We start from the raw sequence: 22346 nt of genomic DNA on the forward strand, positions 1-22346 counted from the left end.
AGGAAATCCAGTTTAGTAAAGAATATTCAGTTGTAAAAGAAAAATAAGCTTTGTAGACAAGGCGGATTTCTTGCTAGCAAAACTTATTATACGAGGTGATTAGAAATGGAATTTGTAAAAGGCTTCTTATCCAGGGAAGAGTTTAAGGCCTTATTTACAACGGAGAAATACCCTTTGGAAATATATCCCCTGACCAATTCCAGTTTTATATCAAAGCATGGTGTGCTGGAGGCAAGTGATTTTAAATATCTGGGGCTGAAATTCATATATACGAAAACTTCTCCAGTTAAAATGATAGTTTCTTGTAAACCATTTAGTAATAAGATTTTTTCAGAAAGTGATTGGAAGGACTTGCACTTGGATGAAATAAACTCCTTATGGCGGCATCTGGTGGAAAGCTGGTATGAGGAGTATAGATTATTTCCAAGAGTTAAAAAACTAAATTTTGCTCTTATGACAAGGGGGAAAAATAAGGAAATATTTAAGGATATTATCATCAAAGATGATGAGAAAATGAAGATTAAATTTACCAAGAGAACGGTTTTCCTAAATCTTCCTGTAAGTGATTATTCAGATGAGGAAATTTTGGATAGTGCCTGCAAGTTTTCTTCTTCATTTGAAAATCTATGGCCAGGCAAGGATATTACAAATCATTTCACTAATTTTATAAAAACTGCAAATGGTGAAGAAGCTTTGGGAATTTTCAGTGATGAATTCAGAAAAACAAGGATAACAGCAGATTTATTCAATTCATCAAATGTTGATTTATATCTTCAGAATGCGTCAATAAGAAAAATGTGGTTCGGTAGAGATACAGCAACGATATTTAATGTACCTTCACTTAACGAAAAAATAGTGCTACTGAATGGCAAATTACTGACAAAAGACCTGTTTGAAAAATATTCCTTCATAACAATGGCAGAATCACTGATTAAGAACAGCAAGGAGTATGATTATGGAAATGGTGGGTAATATGGACGAGATTAAATTTTATTGTATATTTGATGGATATATAAATGTGAAGCAAAATATGTTAAAAAAAGTAATATATGTTCCAGCTTATATGCAAAATCGGAATGAAGCCACAGCAATGATTGAGCAACACGAAGGATTTTACAGGAAAGCTGTAAGAAAAATTTTGCAACTTAAAGCAGCATTTATTAATTTAGGAATAACCAATAATTCGACTGTACCTGCAATATATAATTCAATGCTAAAATGGGCAATACCCCGTTATTCAACCTTTGGGGAATTCCTCATTTCCAAACCGTTGGACACATCAACTAGGGCACATGTATTGATGATGACTACTCAAAATGAGGATGGCACCTATCCCTACGAATTGATAACCAAAAAGGATTTAAAGTGGTATCCTATACGATACTATAGAATCAAGGTATCAGGTGAAATGTTTACTCTGGCAATATCAAAAAAATATAACATGCTTATGATTTTAAAGGGAAGAAATGTGTTAAAGGTAGATGACCGAATGTGGGAAAAGGTTATAACTAAGGCTGCAATGATGTTTGCACTGTAAAGGAGGAAATGGTAATGCTGGTATGGATATTAATTATATTGGCACTTATTATTAAAGTCGCCTTTTTCTTATCATTGGCCAAATGTCCATTTTGGCTGATATATCTGATTTGCTCAGATGATGATGTGCGGGAATGGTTTTAGGTAAAAGGAGTTTTAAATATACTGTAGAATAATACAGATGAAAAAAATTATTGAACAGCGCGAGAGAATAGGAGGAATTTTTATGCCCAATGAGTATCAGTTTCCTTTCGGTGAATATTTGCATCCAGTAGTTCAGGCTGATAGGAACCCGAAGAAGGTTTTTGTGTTAGGGGTCTACGCCAGTGCAGTCCATGCAAAATGGGTTGATAAGAATGGCAAGCAGGTTTGTCCGTCCTTGGCAGTGGCCAGTGAACCAAGAATTTTCTGGGATGGTAATAATGAGGAGGCTCAAGCCATTATTGATAAAATCAAGATTCCTTCTGAACTGGGGCATCTCGAATTACCAGATGAGAATTTAAATGGCCCATCTGCCAGAGCTTTGGAAAATGAAATACTAGCTCCATTAGGCTTTAAGAGAGAAGATGCATGGCTTTGTGATTTGTTGCCAGAGAGCAGGTTAAATTCCAAACAGGTGAACAGAATTAAGAATGATTATAATCCATTGGTCAAGAAGTATAGTTTAAACCCTGTGACTGTACCAGCAGCAGGGGAAGCGTTTTGTGATGATGAGCGAGTATCGGAAATCACCAAAGAGTTGTTGGAATCACAGGCAGAATGGCTTATTTTGCTTGGAGATAAGCCTATAAAACAGTATTTGAAAAAAGTAGTAAAGATGACAAATGATAATTGGAATGATCTTAAGGAGTGTGTAGAAATAAATGGATATGGTACCATCATCGAAATGGAGATAGCTGGAAAAATGATTAAAGTAGTGCCTATGGTCCATCCTCATCATATTATTCCGGTGGAGCCATATAGTCCCCAATGGCATGATACTCATATGAAATGGGTAGCTGAGCGCAAAAATAAGTAAAGGAGAAAAGTCTTATGGATGAAGCACTAAGGAAGGAATATGAAGAATGGGTTGAAAAAGTTCAAAGAGAGCTGGTGAACCATAAAGAATGGGTTGAACAATATGGAAATTATGCTAAGAATATGATGGAGCATAAAGACCTTTTTATTAAAGCCCGTAAGACATTTCATGTGTATAAACCATTGCATGCTTATTTGACCATCGGAAATGTTAAGGACAAGCATGTTAATTTTGATCTTAGGTATTTGGGACAGAGTGTTGGAACAATTAAAGTTGGGGCAAGGAAGAGAAAACCTAGATTGTCGGTTAATGAAACACAAGCAAATAATAGCGAACGTTTTAATTATAGATTGGGGATAATAGAGAATAAAAGTTGGTCAACCAGCGAATTAGCAAAAGCTTTTAGAACTTTTTATAAAAATGAAGCTGTGGGCTCGCCAAGACAAGAAGAACATATGGTGGAGAGTGCATTATTTTCAGAGTTAGAGAAGACAAAATCAGTTAATAAAACATTATGTGGAATACAACCAGTATCATATGCTAATTCCAGAATTCATATGAAAACATCCTTAAAAGCAAGTGATGCCAAGAAAAATGTAATTGAACAGTCTAAAACTGGCGGTGAGACTGATATTTTATGTAGACGAAATATTAAACTAGGTGAAAGCAGATTTGTGGTTATAGAGGTAAAGGATGAAAATAAAAAGAATGAATCCTTTGATGATACTATGAAACAGGCAATTTCCTATGCTGTGTTTATTAGTGAACTAATTCATTCCAATGCAGGAAAAGATTGGATGAAAATATGGGGAATGGAGAACCAGATTAAAGAAAACTACATAATAGATTGTGTCGTAGCTATGCCTAAAGGGGCTACTGAGCCAAGCTATGCTGGAGAGAAGATAGAAATTCCAGGTACAGGTGATAAGCTCGAATTGCACTATATGAAAATTAAGGACTATGATTCTGAAAATGTTGAGTTTGAGAGTTCGTTTGATAATAAGTAAATAAGGATTGATGTCAAAACTCCCAGGTGATTAAAATAATCATCTGGGAGTTTTAATGTACAAAAATACGCACCTTGTATATGATATGCTTCAAGCAATCAGAAAGTTAGAGCTGTACGAGGGAGGCGGTACTATGGATCAGTTTTATTATATTTTTGATGGGAAAAAATGGGATTGGATGGAGTCAAATGAAGACTGGGCCAAGAAAGACATTGAAGAATATAACTTTGAACTGGTGACCAGTGCTATGACTGATGAGGATAAAGCACTTGCTGCGTCAAAACAGTCCGAAAAAAATCTGCTGGCTTATTTTGATTTCGAGTATTCAGATGTAGTTCACTATTTAGAATGGGGCAGCTCGTTGACAGATCCGAGGGGAAAAACAAATGTGGTTGCCAGATGGCGTCTGCAGCTTTGCAGGGAGCAAAAACTGGCAATTATTATGGCGGATACTTTTAAAGTGGAAATCACAGCTCATCCTTGGGAAGTGGAAGATAACAGTAACCAGTATAAATATATACTGGCTGAGGGGATACATTTTTCCTTTCCGTTACACAGATATAAGCTCTTTGATAAAATTTACAACCAATATACTCTTCGTCTGGATTATGGAAAATGGACTTATACCGCTGTCCCCAATAAGAAAAGTCGGGTACGGTCAAATAATAATTATTACAATGTAAAACATGATTGGACTGATAAGGGCTTTAACTTTTCTCTGGAAATTCCCCCAGCTGTTGTGATGCGGGCAATGACCTTCCTTAAAGATTTGGCCACGGAGGAATTTGGTTTTTCTCCGACGGTGCCGGATAATATGCCGGGTAATAAGTTGTTAAAATATTTTGTCCAATATCCAATGGATGTAAATGTGGGTTTATATGTGGATATGCTGGGATATGATTTTGGTTGTCAGGTACTCAGAAAAAATGAATCCAATTTTGACTTGGTATGTGATTATTTAAAGCTACCCAAAACCAAGAGTCTAAAGAAAGCCTATCATGCCAATTATGCAGCTTTGGCAATTTGTTATTTTCTATCAAAAGAAGTAGGAATTGATGATATTAATATTTGGCAGTATTTTTTGACTGGTCAAAAGCTGATGGATAATGATATTGACATATTGGGCATAGATAAAACTGGTAAAATTTATTTTAGAAAAAAGGCCAATGAATACTCATTTAGCAATCGGCACTGGCATTCAGTATGGATGCTGGAAAAATGGGGAGCAAAAAGAACGGGGGAAATATTAAGCGATGTTTTGTTGCAGTCTATGGATGAGTACAAATACCATTGCTTTCTGATGTTGGAGTTTGATTATCCTGATGGCAATCTGCCACAAGAATTGGCACAGGCCATATATCGTTATGGAATTTCAAAGGAAGCCCATGATATTGGTAACAGGTTAAGGGAACAAAATGTAAAAAGGATAGATAAATGCAGTATTATTTTTGACTTGACCCAAAAAGAATTGGCAAGAGAGGAGGAAACCCCTGAGGGAATATTCAAGGTAGCCCGTACAGGTAGAGACTTATATGATATTTCGGAAAAGTTGCACAACTGTGTGAGGATATATGTTGATAAAATGTTGCGAAAGGATTGTACCATTTACTGTTTACAAAAGGAGGATAAATTTCTTGCATGTATCGAGGTGAGCAATGGGGCAGTTGTTCAGGCCAGCGGTATGTGTAACAAAAAATTGAGCGGCTATTTGCTTGATACAGTAATTTCCTGGAGCGCCAGGAATAACCTGGTATATGCAGTATCGTAGGACATTTCCAGTAGTTTACATTTTTATAATATGGGAAAATGAGGTTCATACTTTGAATCTCATTTTTTAATGTGCAGTTATTTGTACATTCACTTTGCTAATATATAGCCACCAAATATATCATCAGTGATTTGGAGGCGGTTATATGAAGGAAAAGTACTATATAGTACCCCAGAAAAGCAGGCTTCTGTCTGATTTGGCTAAGGGTATGGAACTTAATGAAGATGAAGAAAGGTTTTTAAAGGGTGCCTTCATTCGCCATGTTGAAATATCCCTTAATAGCAGTATGTGGGAAATAGTTGTATGGTCCGGAAAGAAAATTCCAGAGAACATTATTGATCGGATTGCTGATTTTGTTGCAAGAAAGAATAGTCTGGCCAAAGTTATGATTTATCAGACTGTAATTTCATTGGAAGAATTGGCAGAGCAGAATTGGGAAAAACTGGTAAATCAAGTTGCTGGAAACAATCAAAGTATAAGTCATATTTTGCTGGGCACTAATCGCATTTATAAAGATTCCAGAATTATATTGCAGGTTAACGGAGATTTCAGCAAGTACATGCTGGAGGAAAATAATGTATCAATGGCCTTCTACGAAGCGGGGATCAAGATAATAGGCTATCCAATCTCCATAGAGTGTCAGTCCATATATGAGGAAATTGAAAATATATCCGTGGAAGAGGCTCTTCATGACACCAGGGAATATCAGGAGGCACTGGAGGCAGCCCGGACTCCAATAAGCAAAACAGCCCAGAGGGGCGGCTCCAAAGCAGATGGTGCTGCTTCTACTTATACAGGCGGAAAAAATAAATACAGTAGCAAAAAATCCCGTCCTAAAAGGGGCAAAATTCAGATTGGCAAGGATGACAGTCCATTGATATTTGGTGAGGCCATTATTGGCAGCATTACTCCTATTTCCCAGCTTGAAGGGGAAAAGAAGGATGTGGTGGTTCAGGGGGTAATTGTCAGTGTAGATGGGAAACAGCTTCTGGAATCAAGTATGCTTCTTTTATCAGTGGCTGATGATACCGATGGCATGACTTGTAAAAGCTTTTTTAAAAAGCCTGAAGATTTCACCAAGGTTTTGGATCGCTTAAAAAAAGCCGTCAAGGCAGGCGGTACTGTCAAGTTAAGGGGCAGAATGCGCTACGATAAGTTTATCAATGACAATGTTTTATTTGTTGATAGCTTACTACTGGTGGATATGGAATCTCGCCAGGATAATGCAACAGAAAAGCGTGTGGAGCTCCATTGCCATACTAAAATGAGTGCCGGGGATGGTGTTGCTTCAGCTAAAAACTTGATCAAAACCGCTGCAAAATGGGGTTGGCCCGCCATAGCCATTACAGATCATGGTGTGGTACAGGCTTTTCCGGAAGCTATGGATACAATTTGGGGCAAGGAAAAACTGGACATTAAGATTATCTATGGCGTGGAAGGCTATTTGGTGCCTAATGATTACGATCTGAAAAATGCCAATCATATTATTATATTGGCAAAAAATCCAAATGGACTTCGCAATCTCTATAAGCTGATAACCTTGTCACATCTCCGTTTCTTCTATAGAGAGCCAAGACTGCCACGGCAGCTGATTCAGGAATATAGGGAAGGACTTATTATCGGGTCAGCATGTGAAGCGGGGGAGCTTATTCGGGCAATTGTGGCGGAGCAAAGTGATGAGGAATTGCTTAAAATAGCTGAATTCTATGATTATCTTGAAATCCAGCCAATCGGCAACAATGAATTTCTTGTAAGAAAAGATAAATTCCATCATATAAAGGATGACAATGACCTTATTAAGATAAACATGAAGGTGGCAGAGCTGGCCAGAAAGTTGAACAAGCCCCTTGTTGCCACATGCGATGTTCATTTCCTCAACCCTGAGGATCAGATATATCGTGCTATTGTCATGAGGGGCAAGGGGTTTCCCGATGCGGATTTACAGCCACCACTATATTTAAGAACCACGGAGGAAATGCTGGCAGAATTCCAGTATCTAGGAGAAGAAGGGGCCTATGAGGCTGTTGTTACCAATCCTCGGAGGATTGCAGAAATGTGCGAGAAATTTAAGCCTATTCCGGATGAGCTGTATTCTCCGATGATTCCAGGGGCAGATGAGGAAATTACCTCCATGACCTACAACAAGGCCCAAAGCCTTTATGGTGATGTATTGCCGAAAATAGTTCAGGACCGGATTGACCAGGAGCTGAAGCCGATTATTGCTCATGGGTTTTCTGTTTTGTATCTCATTGCCCACAAGCTGGTGCGCAAGTCAAATCTAGACGGATATTTGGTGGGCTCCAGAGGATCTGTAGGTTCTTCCTTTGTGGCCACTATGACGGATATTACCGAGGTAAATCCTCTGCCACCTCATTGGCGCTGTCCGAACTGCAAGCATAGTGAGTTTATAACAGATGGTTCCTATGGATGTGGCTATGATCTGCCGGATAAGGAATGTCGTATTTGTGGAACCAATATGGTGAAGGATGGTCATGATATTCCATTTGCAGTATTTCTAGGATTTGACGGCGATAAGGTTCCGGATATTGATTTAAATTTCTCCGGGGAGTATCAGCCAGTAGCCCACAGATATACCGAGGAGCTATTTGGCAAGGATAATGTATTTAGAGCTGGTTCTATTGGCACAATTGCGGACAAAACAGCTCCCGCTTTTGTGCGCAATTATTATCGAGATAAAGGGCAGACTAAACATGAAGCATATATAAAGAAAATAGCAGCATCATGTACTGGTGTTAAACAAACCAGTGGCCAGCATCCCGCAGGTATCATGGTAGTTCCAAGGGATATGGATGTTCATTTCTTTACTCCCTTGCAACATCCTGCTGGTGACAAAGCTGGCAGTACAATTACAACACATTTTGATTATCATTCCATATCCAGCCGTTTGGTAAAGCTGGATATACTTGGACATGATGATCCAACGGTAATAAAGATGCTGGAGGATTTGACTCATCGTGATCCGAAGACAATTCCTTTTGATGATACTGCAACTCTTAGTTTATTTAGTAGCACAAAAGCATTGGGAATATCTGAGAAAGAGTTGGGGCTAACTCTGGTACCTTTGGAATTCCGGAGTTTCGTACTGCCTTTACCCGCCAGATGATTGATGATACACATCCCAAATGCTTTTCAGATTTGGTGCGGATTTCTGGCTTTTCACATGGTACCAATGTATGGCTGGGGAATGCCCAAGATCTTATCAAGGCCGGAACTTGCACCCTTCAAAATGCTATTTCTGCAAGGGATGATATTATGATGTATCTCATACATAAAGGCGTAGATCCACTATTGGCCTTTAAAACCATGGAAAATGTGCGTAAAAACAGGGGCATTGCCCCAGATGTGGTGGAAATACTCAAAAAGGCTAGTATACCAGACTGGTATATTGAATCCTGTCAAAAAATAGAGTATCTGTTCCCACGAGCCCATGCTACGGCTTATGTTATGATGGCCTATCGAATTGCCTTCTGTAAGGTTCATTATCCTCTGGCGTATTATACGGCCTATTTTTCCATTAGGGCAGCGGCCTTTGATTCGGACATTATTACGAGAGGAAAGGATGCAGTGAAGCAGAAAATGGAGGAGATTGAGGCCATGGATTCACCCAGCGATGCTGATAATGCCTTGTATGTGGTGCTTCAGCTGGCCTGGGAAATGTACCTTCGGGGCTTTAAAGTAAAAAAGGTGGATTTATATAAATCCGGAGCCAACCGCTTTCAGATGGTTACGGAGGAAAATGCAGTATTGCCACCATTTACGACCCTAAACGGGCTTGGGGCCGTAGATGCCAAGGCCATTGTAGAAAAAAGGACAGAGGGTCCTTTTTTATCAATTGAAAACCTAAAAAAAGAACTGGTATTAATAAAAAAAGTATTGAAGCACTGCGTTTGCATGGCTGTTTGGATGGCATGGATGAAAGTGACCAGATGACGCTGTTTTGAGTATTCCGGAAGGTGATTTTATGTATAAATGGAACAATAGAATACAGGAGTGGCAGGACATTATAAATGCTGCCATAGAGGATAAAAAGAAAATCCGATTTTTTTACAATGCCCTTGGGACTGATTTTAAACTGCATACTAAAAGGCAGGAGCCCTATACTGTCAGTCCTTATAAGGTGATTTCTGTTAATGAAAAGCTATACTTGATTGGAAGTATTGAAGAATATGATGATATTGTTAATTTTCGGCTGGATAAGATGACTGATGTGGAGTGCCTTGAAGAAATCAGTAGAGATATAAATGATAATTTGGCATTTGACAAAGCCCTGAGCTGTCCCATACATATGGCGGAAAAAATATATATGTTCAGCGGGGAAAGTGTTTGGGCTGAGATAAAAACCACATCTGACATGATGTGGGCACTGACGGACTGGTTTGGGACAAATTTTTTGATAAAGGAAGAATCTGGAGATAGTATCATTGTGCTGCTCAAATGTAACTATTCAGCCCTTCGTCATTGGGTGCTCCAGTACGGCCCATATGTGGAGATACTGTCTCCAATGACACTGAGGGACCAGATAAAAATAGATGTGCAGGGAATGTGGGAGAAATATAAAGAATGAGGTTCATTATGTTCTAAGCATTATATATTTTTCGTTTTATTGCAGATGCAAAAACAGACGCAAAAATGCATCTGTTTTGTATGTGATATTATTATTTGAATAAATCACTGTGGGTTCCGGTCCTTCATTCTAAAATATCCTCAAACATTTCATCAATATCGTGATAACCTTTAACCCTAGGGGCTTTGGATATTCTGTCGGCTTCAAGCATGGCAGCAATGGTTTTATCATTAGGGGTTGATCGTGATATGTTGAATGGAATACGACCTTCACGCAATGACTGTCTTACAAAAATATTGAAAGCAGTGCTGATATTCATACTAAGATCTGCGAATAATTCCTCGGCAGCAGCTTTTAAATCAGCATCCATTCTTATACTAATATTTGTGCTGGTTGACTTAGCCATAAAATCATCTCCTTAAGTATACTATTAATATAGACAAATATATGTACATGGGATGTTATTAAAGTTTTCTTTAATATTGACAATATAGGATAAAATCAATATTATTAAAGCGAAATGTAAATATCAGCCAAGGAGGGGTTATGATGAGTTCACAATTTGATGATTATTTGCAGGAGCAGTTAAAGGATCCTGAATTTCGAGCAGAATATGAAGCATTACAACCGGAACATGCTGTAATTCAGGCATTAATTGATGCCAGAAAAGAAACTGGCATTACTCAAAAGGAATTATCCAAAAGAACGGGTATTGCCCAAGGTGATATAAGCAAGCTGGAAAGGGGCACAGCTAATCCGTCTATTAAAACTTTGCAACGTTTAGCTGCAGGAATGGGCAGGGTCCTGAAAATAGAATTTGCTATGGAAAGCAAAGTATAAAGGATAGCGCGTTGATTTGAACCTAAAACAATAATGTAAGTATTTAAATACCAGACTCCCAGATTGTATAAAATCATCTGGGATTTTTGCAAAAAATGTGTAATAGCAAATAGATTAAAGACTTGTTAGTATATCTCTTTAGCGATATAATTATTGCAAGGGGGTGGCTGTATGATTGTCTACCATGGTTCTGATCATATTGTTAAAGTACCTGTATTTCATGGCGGAAAACGGAATAATGATTATGGTCATGGCTTTTATACCACGGAAAGCCTGGAGCTTGCCAAAGAGTGGGCCTGTGCCAAGAATACGGATGGCTTTGCCAATCGCTATGAATTGGACTTGGAGGAACTGGCCATCTTAAATTTGAATTCATCAGAGTACAATATACTTAATTGGCTGGCATTGTTGACAAAATATCGCAGCTATTGGCAAAGTGGCAGTATTGCTGAAGATTCCAAGAATTATCTGCAACAGAACTTTTTTATTGATCCTGATAAATATGATGTGATTATTGGTTATCGGGCAGATGATTCATATTTTAGTTTTGCCCAGGATTTTATTGCAGGAACAATATCTCTAAATAAGCTGTCTAAGGCCATGCGGTTGGGGAAGCTGGGAGAACAAATTGTTTTAAAAAGTGAGAAAGCCTACAGCCACATTAAATTTATAGGGGCCGAGCCGGCAGAAGCCAACCTATGGTATGAGAAAAAGTCTGTCAGGGACAGGGAGGCCAGAAGGTCATATCGTAAAAGCAGATCTCAGACTGATAGTGTATCAGAGATTTATATGCTGGATATTATGAGGGAAGGGATAACAAATGGCGATTCGCGCTTACGATGAAATGTATGTGAACAGTGCTCAGAATATATTGGGGCATGCTGTGGATTTTGCCATTATGTCTCTGGAAATTGAGCCGGATGATTTTGGTAAGGCGTTAATGGTAAGTGTCGCTGCACGACAATTTGCCAAAGGAAATCCTCGTTATGTGGCTGGGATGAATGGATGTGAACTGGCCAGACAGATTTTGGATGAAGTTCATATTTCGTATCTTGATACTGAGGATATTATGTATGTTGATAAATCACCGGAATATTGGGCAGGATGGGCATTGGCGTACTATCAGTGGTATGCAGATATTTCCTTTGGGGATATTCTAAAGGTAGTTTCTTTGGAAGAGATAATTGGAATGTACTATGTGTACCATGAAATGGATATTTCCCATTTTGTAGAGCAAATTAATTGGCTTATGGGAAAGGCGTATTCTCAGAGCCGATTGCGGGCAAGGCGGGATAATTGCGGATTATCCCAGTCAGAGCTGGCTAAAGAAGCAGATGTACCATTAAGGCAAATACAACTTTTTGAACAGGGGCAGCGCGATATTAATAAAACCTCGGCTATCACACTTTACAAGCTCAGCAAAGCTCTTCATTGTCAGATGGAGGATTTGTTGGAGCCGTCACTAAAAAATGATGAAGAAGTAGTATAGATAAAAGAAAATACAGTAGTTACACTCCCAGGTGATAATAAAATCATCTGGGAGTTTTAATGTGCGAAATTTTGTACATTACCTTTGCTATAATAAAACCAAATAAAATGATTTGGTTTTGGAAAGGAGCGATTACTGTGAATAAGAAGAAATTGAAGGAAATAATAGAGCGTCATGGAAAATGGCTTAGAGGGGAAGCTGGTGGAGAAAAAGCCAACCTATATGAGGAAAGCTTGCGTGGAGTTGATTTAAGTGGAGTTAACCTGCGGGGGGCTGACCTCAGAATAGCTGACCTGGATAATGCAATTCTGGCTGGAGCTGACTTGCGTGAAGCCAATATGCGCGGTACTGTTTTGCGTTATGCCAATCTTAGGGGAGCTAACCTTAGTAAATCTACCCTGATAGAAGCTACTCTTATTGGAGCTGATTTGCGTGAAGCAAGCCTAGAAGGGGCGGAACTGCGTGGAGCCTATATGGGCAGGGCTGATCTGCGTGATGCCCGTCTGAATGGAGCCCAATTGTATAGGGCCAGCTTGTATGGAGCTAATCTAAAGGGGGCAGACCTTCGGGAAGCAAATTTGAATAGAACGAACCTGGATTATACTGACCTGAGAGGTTTAGATATCCGGGGAGCACGGGTGGAAACTGCAAATTTTGATTTTAGTGATATGCCATACCGGGTTGTACAGGCAGGTCCATTTGGCACCTTAAGAACTTATATTACATATAATATTGATGCTGATATAATCTATTTTCACGAGTTAGGTAGCTTTGAGGGTTCGCTGGAGAGTTTTAAGCAATATCTTGATAGCGTGTTTCCGTCGAATGTTCCAGATGGGAGTGATAACCCGTGGCGGCAGGAATATATGGCATTTATTGCTATGTGTGAGTTATTGAAAAAAATAAAATTGCCAGAATGACAATTTTTTGGTGCATGTATTTCATATTGAACATACTAAATTGTTCGATGAATTTATCGAAACTAGTTGGAAGAATATGCGTATTAATGCTATAATCATCTTATATAAAGCGTGAAAGGATGTGGTGGTATGCCTACAATTACTCCTATTTCGGATTTACGAAATTATGGTAATGTTTTGGAAAAAGTTGAGGTTGGCAGTCCGGTATACCTTACCCGAAATGGGCGCGGTGCCTATAGTATTAGGGATATGGCGGATGAAGAAAACTTTCAGAAAGCTGAGGCAATGATTCAGCTTATGTGTGAGTTAAATGCTGGACTACGGTCAGCCGATGAAGAAGGATGGGTTTCTGAAGAAGAATTGGAGAAACAGCTTAAGCTCAGGAGGCATGGACGCAAATGAAATATCTTTTGCGGTATACACCAGAAGCAGCCAGAGACATGATGGATGTCTGGGATGGTGTTTATGAGGCCTCCAAGGATTATGATACTGCTGATAAATATGTGGATGAGCTTAGAGAATTAATTGCGGATAAGAAACAATTTCCTTTTTCTGGTGTAATGGTGAAGTATCGTGGACTGTTTACAGGATTTTATGCTGTGCGTTATAAAAAGTATTTTGCTTTTTACCGGGTTCGGGGTAATAATATTGAGGTCGTGAGAATAATAATGGCCAAGCGTGATTTCATGAAAATTTTGTTTGGGGATGCAGAAGATTGAATAAAGATAAAAATTCAGTTTGTGCCAAAATGGCACAAATTGCCGATGAATCAAAAAATACATATTTGCTCCCAAAAACTATAATGTAAATATTTAAATATCAGACTCCCAGATTTTATAAAATCATCTGGGAGTTTTAATGTGCATTATAATGTACATCAATTTTGATATATTATAACCCAGGATAGATAATTATGTAAGAAATGCATTACGGAGGTGCAATATAATGACAGATCAAAAGGATATTAGAACAGCAGGGCTGATGAAACGGCTTAAAGCATTGAAAGATAAGGTGGTAGAACGGCAGGAGCAGTTTGAGAAATTAATGGAATTTGTAGAAAAAGAAACTGTATATCTTACAACTCCTGCATCTACCAAATACCACCTTAACTGTGAGCAGGGATTATTGGAGCATAGTATCAATGTGGCGGAAACCATGCTGAAAATAAAAGCAGCCATTGCTCCGGAAATTTCCGATGAAAGCTGTGTAATCGTTGCTCTTATGCATGATTTGGGTAAAACGGGAATGCCAGGGAATCCTCTCTACATTAAAAATCCACCAGATAGTAAATACAAGAACCCATATTACTGGAATGGTGACCTTACTTATTTGAGCGTTCCTGTGCGGAGTCTGTATTTGGCGGCACAACGATTTCCACTAACTGAGGAAGAGGTACAGGCCATTGTATATCATGATGGGCAGTATGTGGAGGATAACCGAAGTGTAGCTACCAATGAAACACCACTGACATTGCTATTACAGTATGCAGATACTTGGAGTGGGTTTGTATTGGAGGAAAAGAATAAAAAATGATATAGAAATAGTGGATTCCCAGCTGAAAAAATCATCTGGGAATTTTTGTATATGCGTAATCTAATGTACATAATATTGTACATTAGACATTGTAGAATACATATAAAAGAAACAGATGATATTTAAAAAATATGGCTACTAAAAATGGAGGCGGTCAACATGATTATCTACAAAGCTGAATTGATATATGAGTCCCTGCAGTGTGGAAATAATGATAAGGAAACCTTGAATCCGGAAATTGATGATAAAAAAATTGTCCGCATTATTAATGATGTTAACGATGATCTTGGGTTTTGTTGCGGCCTGGATGACAACCTGAGTGTTGCGGTTGTTAGTGGTGAATACGGACGCTGGGATATAGTTTGGGCCTGCAATTTGGAAAAAATTACTTTAAAGGACTGTGAAAAGTGGCTTAAGAATCACTTTTTGGATAACTATGCCGTTAAAAAGGTGGTAGTGGATAATATTCACGAGATTTCAGTAAAAGAATTTAATAAACTTCTTGATAAGGCAAATGACAAGAACTTTTATAGTGGCTGGAATATAGTAAATAAGCTGGGGCTTGATTACTTTGAAAACAGACGGTTTCGTGTTCAAGAACATGTATATCGGCAGGAGAACATCACAAAAAGAAAAATTAAAAGCCTTGCTGATGAAATTATGGCTGATCAAAGTCTGTTGGAGGAGATTGACAGAATTTATTCCCGCCAGAATGAAAAGAAATATTATGGTAATCCCGTGCATTATGTTATTAAAGCTGGCACAGTACAGGCTGCTAATGATATTATTAGCCTTCTTGTTTTTGCATTGAAGGCAAATAAGCGGCTTCTGGGTGGACGGGTGAGCTATGTTAATAACATCAGTGAGCACTGCTGTGATGATGAAGAATTTCAGCAAATGTTTAAAACGGGCAGAGGCTCGGCTGTGGCTATTGATATGAGTGGTACTGATGAAGATCATGGAGTGTATGCTTCGGCTTATCGGGAGGTAGTGGATTTTATTGCAAAGTCAGTGATGGATAACCAGCTTTATACACTTTGCTTTTTGGTGCAGATTTCTGAAAATCCTGGGTTTAGCAAAGGTCTTATTGCGTCTGTCCAGGAAGATATACACTTGATAGAAATCTGTGAAGGACGGGGAGATAAGGAACAGGCCGTCAATTACTTGGAAAAGCTTACAACAAAATCACAGTTCAAGGCATCCCGGGAAGAATTGGAAAGGGCATTACCATCCCAAACTAAGACCTTTACGGCAACTGAAGTATATAAAACTTATAATAAATGGTTCAGTAATGGGCTGAAAAGCAAGGCTTACAAAGCATATAAGGCTGTTGAAAAGGTTGCTATCAAAGAAAAGAAGAAAGGAAACAAGCCTTATGAAGAACTTAAGAATATGGTGGGGCTTGTGAATATAAAGGCATTGGTGGACCAAATTATTAATACTGCCAAAATTAGACAGTCCAGAAGCAAAATGGGGTTGGATAACTACAATGTATCCCAGCACATGCTTTTTACCGGTAATCCGGGTAGTGCCAAAACCACGGTTGCTCGTCTTATGGCGGAAATTTTAAAACAGGAAGGTGTACTGGAAACGGGGCATTTTGTGGAATGTGGCCGTGCTGACCTGGTAGGCAAATATGTGGGCTGGACTGCTCAAATCGTACAGAAAAAATTCCGTGAAGCCGTGGGAGGTATATTATTCATTGATGAGGCCTATGCATTAGTGGATGATACAAATTCCTTTGGGGCGGAGGCCATAAATACTATTGTTCAGGAAATGGAGAACAGAAGGGATAATGTCATCGTTATTTTCGCTGGGTATCCCGATAAAATGGAGCATTTTTTGTCGGAAAATGAAGGGCTGAGAAGCCGTATCGCTTTTCATTTGGATTTTCCTGACTATAATGCTGAGGAGATGCTTCAAATTCTTGAGCTTATGGTAAAAAATAAGGGGTATGTAATTGACGATGAGGTGAGGGAAAAGTGTCTGGATATCTTCAAATGTGCCTGTGGACAATCGGAATTTGGCAATGGGCGTTTTGCCAGAAATCTTTTGGAACAGGCAATGATGAAGCAGTCAGATAGACTTATAAAAGAATTCAATGGCAAAAAGTTAAGCCGCAAGGATTTAATTTCTCTTACGGCAGAGGATTTTTCTGTAAATGCAGAAAAGATGTACAAAAAGCCGAAGAGTGCAATCGGGTTTGTGTGATAGAGCAGAAATTGTTCTCATAGAGCAAAAAAATAAAGTTTATATTTTAGTTATCATTTAGATGATTTCAAGGTCATAAGTGATAACTCCAAAAAATTAAATAATGAAATGATAAGACAGGTTTCATGGATTGAGAAATTTATTCCTCATAAACTTGGGCATGTGCAATATTTCGCACATGCCTTTTGTTATTATAAAATCAATAGTAAATGTATTACTTTTGGACTAGGGAACTGGGAATATTTTTCCTTACATAAGGAAAAATTTGAGCAATTAGGTTATAATTAAAAGATAAGTAAAACTGTGGAGGATTAAGCGTGGAAGAAAGTATGCTTGAAAATAATATACCCTTTGCCCATTTGCATGTTCATACTGAGTACAGCCTGCTGGATGGGGCAAACAGAATAAAGCCATTGGTGAAGCGGGCCAAGGAGCTGGGAATGAAGCACCTGGCCATTACTGACCATGGCAATATGTTTGGTGTTATTGATTTTTATAAGGCTGCCAAGGCGGAGGGGATAAATCCCGTTATTGGCTGTGAGGTTTATATGGCTCCCCGGGATCGTCGGGAGAATTTTGAGGTGGATGGTACAAAGTACTATCACCTTATTTTGCTGGCTGAAAATGAAACTGGCTACAAGAATCTGGTGCAGCTGGTTTCCAAGGCCAATATTGAGGGCATGTATTACAAGCCCCGTATAGACAAAGAACTGCTGCGTCAGTATCATGATGGCATTATTTGCCTTAGCGCCTGCATTGCGGGGGAAATTCCTTCCTGGATTCTCCGTGGCGATATGGACAGGGCGGAAAAGTCCTTGCAGGATTATCTGGAGATTTTTGGCCGGGATAATTTCTTTATTGAAATTCAGTACCACGGCATGGAGCAGGAGGTTAAGGCCAACAAGGGACTTATTGAGCTTGCCCAAAAGTACAATATCGGTTTGGTGGCTACAAATGATGCCCATTATCTGACCCGTGAGGCCAGTGAGTTCCACGATATTCTTCTCTGTATTCAGATGAGCAAAACCGTGGATGATCCCAGCCGCATGAAGTTTTTTGGTCAGGAGTTCTATCTTAAGAGCCCTGATGAAATGGCCCAGCTTTTCCCTGAATACCCTGAGGCTATGTCAAATACGGTAAAAATTGCTGAGCGCTGTCATGTGGAGTTTGATTTTGAAAATCGCCATTTGCCACTGTTCCCATTGCCGGAGGGGATGACGGACGAGCAATATCTGAGAAAGCTGTGTGAGGATAATCTTCCATCCCATTATCCTGAGGAAACCAAGGAAGTCCGTGATCGTCTGGAGTACGAGCTTGGGGTTATTCATACCATGGGCTTTGACAGCTATTTCCTTATTGTATGGGATTTTATAAATTATGCTCGCAGCGAGAATATTCCCGTTGGTCCGGGTCGAGGCTCGGCGGCAGGCAGTATTGTGGCCTACTTGCTGGGTATTACGGATATTGACCCACTTAAATATTCCCTGCTCTTTGAGCGTTTCCTCAACCCTGAGCGTGTAACCATGCCTGATATAGACGTGGACTTTTGTTATGTGCGCCGTGAAGAGGTCATTGAGTATGTAAAACGCCGCTACGGTGAGGATCATGTGGCCCAGATTGTTACCTTTGGTACTTTAGCTGCCAAGGGGGCTATCAAGGATGTGGGCCGTGCCCTGAATATGCCTTTCAGCGAGATGAATAAGATTACCAAGCTGGTACCTTCAGAGCTTGGTATAACCATTCAGAAGGCTTTGGATACTACCAAGGAGCTGAAGACTCTTTATGATGAATCTGAGGAGGTTCATCGTCTGCTGGATTTTGCCATGGGAGTGGAGGGACTTCCAAGACATTCCTCAACTCATGCGGCGGGTATCGTGATTGCCCGTAATCCTCTTACAGATTATCTTCCTGTAATGATGACTGACGGCACACTGGTTACCCAGTACGACAAGGACCATGTGGAGGAGCTGGGACTTCTTAAAATGGATTTCCTGGGCCTTCGCACCCTTACAGTTCTTGACGATGCTATTAAAAATATAAAGAAAAACCGGGGAGTGGATGTGGATTTAAGAACCATTCCCTTGGTGGACAAGAAAACTTCTGAAATGCTCTGTAAGGGCTTTACGGGGGCTGTGTTCCAGATGGAATCCAGCGGCATGACCAATATCATTAAGGAGCTTAAGCCAGAAGGCTTTACTGACCTTATTCCATTGGTGGCCCTTTATCGTCCGGGGCCTTTGGGCAGCGGCATGGTGGATGATTTTATCGCCGGCCGTCACGGCACCAAGAAGGTTACCTATATGCACCCTCTCTTGGAGCCAATTCTCAAGGAAACCTTTGGCGTGGTGCTTTATCAGGAGCAGGTAATGCAGATAGTGCAGGTATTGGCTGGATTTACTTTAGGACAGGCGGATCTTCTCCGTCGTGCCATGGGTAAGAAAAAAGCGGCTATTTTGATGGCTCAAAAGGAAAATTTCCTTAAGGGCTGTGATAGCAATGGTATTGATGCTGACCTGGCCAATAAGATATTTGATTTGCTGACTCACTTTGCAGACTATGGCTTCAATAAGTCCCATAGTGCGGCTTATGCCTATGTGGCCTGGCAGACAGCTTATTTAAAGGCCAATTATCCAGAGGAATTCATGGCGGCAATGCTTACCAGTGTTATGGATACCACCGACAAGGTAAGCGTATATATTGAGCAGTGCCGTCGTATGGGTATTGCAGTGCTGCCACCTGATATAAATGCCAGCTCGGTAAACTTCAGTGTTGATGGCAATGCCATTCGCTTTGGTTTGGCTGCAGTAAAAAATGTTGGTGATGCAGCTTTGCAGAATCTGGAAGAAGAACGCAGCAATGGAGGACCGTTTACATCACTTACTGATTTTTGCCTTCGTATTGATATGAGTACCATTAATAAGCGGGTTATTGAGAGCCTTATTAAATGTGGTGCCTTTGATTCTATTGGCGCAAGGCGGTCTCAGCTGTTGGAGGTGTTGTCCAAAACTGTGGATGCGGCGGCTGTGTCACAAAAGGACAAGGCCACAGGACAGATGGGGCTCTTTGATGATGAGGTTTTAAATGACGTTACTGAGGTCAAGCTTCCAGATATTCCTGAGGTGGACCGCAGTACAATGCTCATGTGGGAAAAGGAAATCACCGGTTTCTATATTACAGGCCATCCATTAGATGAGTATTCTGATGTGCTTAATGGTTTCACCAGTATAAGTGATATTTTGGCTGGTAAAGTAAGAGACGGCAAGGCGGTAAAGCTGGGTGGCATGGTGATAAGTGCCAAGCGTATTGCCACGAAAAAGGGTGATACCATGTGCTTTGCAGAGATGGAGGATTTCTCCAATTCCATTGAAGTGGTGGTGTTCCCAAAGGTTTTCTATCAATGTGTCAATGCCCTGGAGCCTGATTCTGCTGTTATGGTAGCTGGTAAGGTAAACTTTACTGATGATGGAATAAAGGTTTTGGCGGATCGGGTTTGTCTGCTGAAGGATTATAAGCCAGATATATACATTGCCATTAGTGCTGCCCATGAAAATGAGGCAGTCTTCAAGGCAGTGAAGGATGTACTAACTACTCATCAGGGGGATCATATAGTATATATTTATTATTCAGACCGCAAGAAGGTTATTAAAACAGAGCGGGCCATGTGGATAGACGGATCCGAGGAGGCCATTTTCCTTCTAAAGGAAATTCTTGGGGATGATTGTGTTAAGACCAGATAAGTCCATGTAACTAGAAAGTTGAGGTTAATAAAATGGGCGATGTAAAATGCGGACCTAAGACAGGAGTGTTTCTCTTGGCTGGGGGCCACTTCATGGTTGATTTCTATAATAATTTTCTTCCGGTGCTTTTGCCAATAATCATGGTGAGAATGGATATGTCCCTTACCATGTGCGGCCTTTTGGTGATGGTGCTGTCCATAACTTCCAATCTATTACAGCCTATTTTCGGCTATTTTTTTGATAAGCATAATTTTAGCAAGACCATGGTATATGCGGTGTCTTTGGCCGGGGTGTTTATGTGTGTCGTTGGCTATGCTCCAAATAAGCCTGTATTGTTTTTGTTGTGTGCCCTTTTGGGAGTGGCAGTGTCCGCCTATCATCCTTTAGGCACATCACTTCTAAGGAAGGTCAGCAGCAAGATGAACATGGGCCGTTCCGTGTCCTTTTATGTGGCTGGGGGCAATATTGGTTTCGCTTTGGCTCCGGTGCTGGTGGTAGCCTTTTTGGACCGTTACCCTTTGGAGAGCTTGCCTGTGTTGATTATTCCTGGTGTTTTACTGGCGACAGCATACGTTTTTACTAATTTGTGGAATCTGCCATCCAGGAGTCAAAAGCCATCCGATGAAGCAGTGGAAAATGATTTTAAGAGCATTCTGCGGAATATAGATGTGGTGCGTTTGAATTTGGCTATGGGGTTTAGGTGCTGGACCCATGTATGTGTGGTTACTTTTCTGCCCCTGCTCATGCAAAGCAAGGGAATATCTCCCGTAATGTCAGGTACTCTTTTGGGAGTTTTTCTGGTGGGTTCGGCCCTTGGAGGCTTATTTGGCGGTGAAATAGGGGACAGAACCAATCATAAAAAGGTAATGGCCTATTCATTGATTTTATCATTGGCTCCTGTTATCTATTTCTTTTTAATGCCAAATGACAGCATGGTAGCTATCATTGCCCTGTTTTTAGCTGGGGCCCTTTTGATGGCACCTCAGCCAAGCTCCATAGTGTGGACTGGTCATCTGATGCCTCAGTTTATCGGGGTGGCCAGCGGCATGATGATGGGCCTTTGCTATGGTATTGGCAGTATTGGTGCGGCAGTTACTGCTGTACTGGGGGATTATATTGGCCTAGAAACCGCTCTTTTGATTAGTATAGTACCAGTATTTTTGTCCATCGCCATGGTTATAATTACTCCCTATAGGGAAGCCTAGTGTTCTTGATGTATTATTAGATACTATTTCAAATAATATTAAAAATAATCTGTGATTTAAATAAAATAAGAAATAATTAAAATAAAAGTTGCATTTTTATTGCGTAAACTGTAGTGTTGCCACTGCAGTTTTTTATTGCTGAAAAATAGTAAATAGCTTCCTGTATAATTCAAAGTGTAGACAACAGATAAGTCAAACTTAACAAAAAGAGATACCTCAGCTAAACTGTCATTACTGACCCTGAGAAGTTAGTAATAAACAGAAAAGAGAGGTATCTACAAAATGAAGTCTACACAAAACAAGAAGATCGAGCAAGTAAAAGAAACATCTATGATCGTCGGCATCGATGTCGGCAGTGAAAAACACTACTTCAGGGCTTTCAACTGGAGGGGGATCGAATTCACCAGAAAGCCTATCCCGTTCTCCAATTCTATGGCGGGATTTGACATGTTTCATTCGGCTGTGGCAGAGCTGATGGAAAACAACCATCTGGAGGA

18 protein-coding genes and 2 pseudogenes are annotated in these 22346 nt (G+C 40.0%); 19 read left to right on the top strand and 1 reads right to left on the bottom strand.

Annotated elements, in window-relative coordinates; genetic code table 11:
- Positions 1-105 precede the first annotated feature (105 nt).
- The 8 genes and pseudogenes from B6K08_RS13065 to B6K08_RS13095 all read left to right on the top strand — a co-directional run bounded on the left by B6K08_RS13065 (position 106) and on the right by B6K08_RS13095 (position 9914).
- On the top strand, positions 106-972 hold the full coding sequence (locus B6K08_RS13065; protein WP_080326319.1) for a hypothetical protein: 867 nt from the start codon (positions 106-108) through the stop codon (positions 970-972).
- The gene (locus tag B6K08_RS13070; RefSeq protein ID WP_080326320.1) at positions 956-1537 is read left to right on the top strand and encodes a hypothetical protein; all 582 of its coding nucleotides are present in this window, start codon (positions 956-958) and stop codon (positions 1535-1537) included. Before B6K08_RS13065 ends, B6K08_RS13070 begins: the two co-directional genes overlap by 17 nt.
- A 14-nt stretch (positions 1538-1551) precedes the next feature.
- Positions 1552-1680 (top strand): hypothetical protein, encoded by a 129-nt coding sequence (locus B6K08_RS14245; protein ID WP_268761953.1) that lies wholly within the window; start codon positions 1552-1554, stop codon positions 1678-1680.
- A gap of 82 nt (positions 1681-1762) precedes the next feature.
- Positions 1763-2554, top strand: a complete 792-nt coding sequence (locus B6K08_RS13645) for a hypothetical protein (RefSeq protein WP_143254936.1) — start codon at positions 1763-1765, stop codon at positions 2552-2554.
- Positions 2555-2568: 14 nt separating this feature from the next.
- Complete coding sequence (locus B6K08_RS13080) at positions 2569-3561, top strand: hypothetical protein (RefSeq protein WP_080326321.1); 993 nt, start codon at positions 2569-2571, stop codon at positions 3559-3561.
- 133 nt (positions 3562-3694) lie between these two features.
- Complete coding sequence (locus B6K08_RS13085) at positions 3695-5329, top strand: PcfJ domain-containing protein (RefSeq protein WP_159446794.1); 1635 nt, start codon at positions 3695-3697, stop codon at positions 5327-5329.
- A gap of 583 nt (positions 5330-5912) precedes the next feature.
- Positions 5913-9291, top strand: a pseudogene (locus B6K08_RS13090) (PolC-type DNA polymerase III).
- Between the two features lie 20 nt (positions 9292-9311).
- On the top strand, positions 9312-9914 hold the full coding sequence (locus B6K08_RS13095; RefSeq protein WP_143254937.1) for a helix-turn-helix transcriptional regulator: 603 nt from the start codon (positions 9312-9314) through the stop codon (positions 9912-9914).
- Between the two features lie 124 nt (positions 9915-10038).
- On the opposite strand, the gene B6K08_RS13100 is transcribed toward B6K08_RS13095, so the two are convergent.
- Entirely contained in the window at positions 10039-10320 is a 282-nt protein-coding gene (locus B6K08_RS13100; RefSeq protein ID WP_039206524.1) for a type II toxin-antitoxin system RelB/DinJ family antitoxin, read from the bottom strand.
- 140 nt (positions 10321-10460) lie between these two features.
- On the opposite strand from B6K08_RS13100, the gene B6K08_RS13105 reads away from it, so the two are divergent.
- The 11 genes and pseudogenes from B6K08_RS13105 to B6K08_RS13155 form a co-directional block, all read left to right on the top strand.
- Positions 10461-10754 carry a helix-turn-helix domain-containing protein gene (locus B6K08_RS13105; RefSeq protein WP_327078484.1) on the top strand — a complete coding sequence of 98 codons (294 nt, stop codon included), beginning with the start codon at positions 10461-10463 and terminating at the stop codon, positions 10752-10754.
- Positions 10755-10925: 171 nt separating this feature from the next.
- Entirely contained in the window at positions 10926-11597 is a 672-nt protein-coding gene (locus tag B6K08_RS13110; RefSeq protein ID WP_039207214.1) for a DUF3990 domain-containing protein, read from the top strand.
- Entirely contained in the window at positions 11575-12243 is a 669-nt protein-coding gene (locus B6K08_RS13115) for a helix-turn-helix domain-containing protein (RefSeq protein WP_039207213.1), read from the top strand. Before B6K08_RS13110 ends, B6K08_RS13115 begins: the two co-directional genes overlap by 23 nt.
- Positions 12244-12380: 137 nt before the next feature.
- Positions 12381-13163, top strand: a complete 783-nt coding sequence (locus tag B6K08_RS13120) for a pentapeptide repeat-containing protein (RefSeq protein ID WP_159446795.1) — start codon at positions 12381-12383, stop codon at positions 13161-13163.
- Between the two features lie 129 nt (positions 13164-13292).
- Positions 13293-13565 (top strand): hypothetical protein, encoded by a 273-nt coding sequence (locus tag B6K08_RS13125; RefSeq protein WP_027396088.1) that lies wholly within the window; start codon positions 13293-13295, stop codon positions 13563-13565.
- Entirely contained in the window at positions 13562-13882 is a 321-nt protein-coding gene (locus B6K08_RS13130) for a type II toxin-antitoxin system RelE/ParE family toxin (protein WP_037329620.1), read from the top strand. The genes B6K08_RS13125 and B6K08_RS13130 overlap by 4 nt, the downstream gene beginning before the upstream one ends.
- Positions 13883-14108: 226 nt before the next feature.
- Complete coding sequence (locus B6K08_RS13135) at positions 14109-14696, top strand: HD domain-containing protein (protein ID WP_039207212.1); 588 nt, start codon at positions 14109-14111, stop codon at positions 14694-14696.
- 159 nt (positions 14697-14855) lie between these two features.
- Complete coding sequence (locus tag B6K08_RS13140) at positions 14856-16907, top strand: AAA family ATPase (protein ID WP_052212031.1); 2052 nt, start codon at positions 14856-14858, stop codon at positions 16905-16907.
- A 329-nt stretch (positions 16908-17236) separates the two neighbouring features.
- Positions 17237-20644 carry a DNA polymerase III subunit alpha gene (locus B6K08_RS13145; protein ID WP_039207220.1) on the top strand — a complete coding sequence of 1136 codons (3408 nt, stop codon included), beginning with the start codon at positions 17237-17239 and terminating at the stop codon, positions 20642-20644.
- Between the two features lie 32 nt (positions 20645-20676).
- The gene (locus B6K08_RS13150) at positions 20677-21849 is read left to right on the top strand and encodes an MFS transporter (RefSeq protein ID WP_052212027.1); all 1173 of its coding nucleotides are present in this window, start codon (positions 20677-20679) and stop codon (positions 21847-21849) included.
- A 282-nt stretch (positions 21850-22131) separates the two neighbouring features.
- Positions 22132-22346 (top strand): annotated as a pseudogene (locus B6K08_RS13155) (hypothetical protein); the annotation flags it as partial.

The organism is Anaerovibrio lipolyticus DSM 3074 (assembly GCF_900141865.1).
GTDB classification, from domain to species: Bacteria; Bacillota; Negativicutes; order Selenomonadales; family Selenomonadaceae; genus Anaerovibrio; species Anaerovibrio lipolyticus.

Excerpts from the sequence above, each read along its gene's own strand:
- B6K08_RS13065 (WP_080326319.1), top strand. The coding sequence starts at position 106 with ATGGAATTTGTAAAAGGCTTCTTATCCAGGGAAGAGTTTAAGGCCTTA.
- B6K08_RS13070 (WP_080326320.1), top strand. The coding sequence starts at position 956 with ATGGAAATGGTGGGTAATATGGACGAGATTAAATTTTATTGTATATTT.
- B6K08_RS14245 (WP_268761953.1), top strand. The coding sequence starts at position 1,552 with ATGCTGGTATGGATATTAATTATATTGGCACTTATTATTAAAGTCGCC.
- B6K08_RS13645 (WP_143254936.1), top strand. The coding sequence starts at position 1,763 with ATGCCCAATGAGTATCAGTTTCCTTTCGGTGAATATTTGCATCCAGTA.
- B6K08_RS13080 (WP_080326321.1), top strand. The coding sequence starts at position 2,569 with ATGGATGAAGCACTAAGGAAGGAATATGAAGAATGGGTTGAAAAAGTT.
- B6K08_RS13085 (WP_159446794.1), top strand. The coding sequence starts at position 3,695 with ATGGATCAGTTTTATTATATTTTTGATGGGAAAAAATGGGATTGGATG.
- B6K08_RS13095 (WP_143254937.1), top strand. The coding sequence starts at position 9,312 with ATGTATAAATGGAACAATAGAATACAGGAGTGGCAGGACATTATAAAT.
- B6K08_RS13100 (WP_039206524.1), bottom strand. The coding sequence starts at position 10,320 with ATGGCTAAGTCAACCAGCACAAATATTAGTATAAGAATGGATGCTGAT.
- B6K08_RS13105 (WP_327078484.1), top strand. The coding sequence starts at position 10,461 with ATGATGAGTTCACAATTTGATGATTATTTGCAGGAGCAGTTAAAGGAT.
- B6K08_RS13110 (WP_039207214.1), top strand. The coding sequence starts at position 10,926 with ATGATTGTCTACCATGGTTCTGATCATATTGTTAAAGTACCTGTATTT.
- B6K08_RS13115 (WP_039207213.1), top strand. The coding sequence starts at position 11,575 with ATGGCGATTCGCGCTTACGATGAAATGTATGTGAACAGTGCTCAGAAT.
- B6K08_RS13125 (WP_027396088.1), top strand. The coding sequence starts at position 13,293 with ATGCCTACAATTACTCCTATTTCGGATTTACGAAATTATGGTAATGTT.
- B6K08_RS13130 (WP_037329620.1), top strand. The coding sequence starts at position 13,562 with ATGAAATATCTTTTGCGGTATACACCAGAAGCAGCCAGAGACATGATG.
- B6K08_RS13135 (WP_039207212.1), top strand. The coding sequence starts at position 14,109 with ATGACAGATCAAAAGGATATTAGAACAGCAGGGCTGATGAAACGGCTT.
- B6K08_RS13140 (WP_052212031.1), top strand. The coding sequence starts at position 14,856 with ATGATTATCTACAAAGCTGAATTGATATATGAGTCCCTGCAGTGTGGA.
- B6K08_RS13145 (WP_039207220.1), top strand. The coding sequence starts at position 17,237 with ATGCTTGAAAATAATATACCCTTTGCCCATTTGCATGTTCATACTGAG.
- B6K08_RS13150 (WP_052212027.1), top strand. The coding sequence starts at position 20,677 with ATGGGCGATGTAAAATGCGGACCTAAGACAGGAGTGTTTCTCTTGGCT.